Annotated in this window: 1 protein-coding gene; it reads left to right on the plus strand. The window is 60.7% G+C overall.

Annotated elements, in window-relative coordinates; all coding sequences use genetic code 11:
- Positions 1-68: 68 nt before the first annotated feature.
- Positions 69-1,216 (plus strand): IS3 family transposase gene (locus tag ACWKV7_RS23635; protein WP_483860153.1). Its coding sequence is split into 2 segments (ribosomal slippage): positions 69-339 and positions 339-1,216, totalling 1,149 coding nucleotides; the frame shifts between segments, so codons are not numbered across the junction.
- Positions 1,217-1,256: the final 40 nt, after the last annotated feature.

Here is a 1,256-nt window from a genome sequence, read left to right on the forward strand (position 1 = left end):
TGTCCTGGTCTAATTCTCGTGGACACCTCGTTAGGGGATGATTAGCCCCCCATGAGGACGAGAGAAGCATGACCTCCCACCGCCGCCATAGAACCTTCGACGCTGCTTTCAAGCTTAAAGTGGCGCAAATGATCCGCGAACAGGGTTTGACCGTGAAGCAGGTTTGCCGTGATCAGGATTTAGTCGACAGCGTCGTTCGCCGCTGGCTAGCCCAATACGATGCCGAACAAGCGGGACAGCCCGGACAAGGCAAGCCGCTGACGCCCGAACAGCAGCGTATCCGCGAGTTGGAGCGGGAGAACCAGCGGCTGCGCGAGGATGTGGTGCTGCTAAAAAAGGTCTCGGCCTTCTTTGCCCGCGAACTGAAGTGATCCAGTACGTGATCGATCAGAGGCAGGAGAAGGCCAATGTGAGTCATCTGTGCCGGCTTTTGGGGGTGAGTCGCTCGGGGGTGTATGCGGCACATGGTCGGCGCCAGAAGCCGACGGCCAAGCCCCTTGCACCGCTACTGCGACAGCTCTTCGAGGCCAGTGGCGGCAACTACGGAAGCCGTCGTCTACATGCAGCGCTCAAGGCCCGCGGACTGAGCGTCGGGCGCCATCGGATCCGCCGCATGATGAAGGAGCAACGCTTGAGGGCGCGCTGGAAGCGCAAGTTCACCCATACAACCGATAGCCGGCATGACCTGCCGGTGGCGGCCAACGTGCTGGATCGGCAGTTCAAACCCGCTGCGCCCAACCAAGCCTGGGTGGCCGATATCACCTACATCCGAACCGACCGTGGCTGGTTGTACCTGGCGGCGGTGCTAGACCTGTATTCGCGTAAGATCGTGGGCTGGGCCACGGCGCCAAGCATGGCGGCTGACTTGGTGTGCTCAGCCTTGCAGATGGCCATCGCCCTGCGCCAACCCAAGGCCGGCCTGATCGTGCATAGCGACCGTGGCAGCCAGTACGCCAGCCAGGCGCACCGAGACCTGCTCGACCGCCACGGCCTGGTGGCCAGCATGAGTCGCAAAGGCAACTGTTGGGATAATGCCGTGATGGAGCGGTTCTTCCTGAATCTGAAGATGGAGCGGGTCTGGCAGCGGCGCTACGCCAATCCAGCCGAAGCCAGTGATGACATCAATCACTACATTGCTGGCTTCTACAACACCCATCGGTTGCACTCCAGCCTCGACTACCAGCCTCCAGTCGAGTACGAGAAGGCAACCGCCTGAAATCCCCTATTCGGGTGTCCACTAAAACTTGACCACGACA

This window comes from Zestomonas ipomoeae, assembly GCF_057128665.1.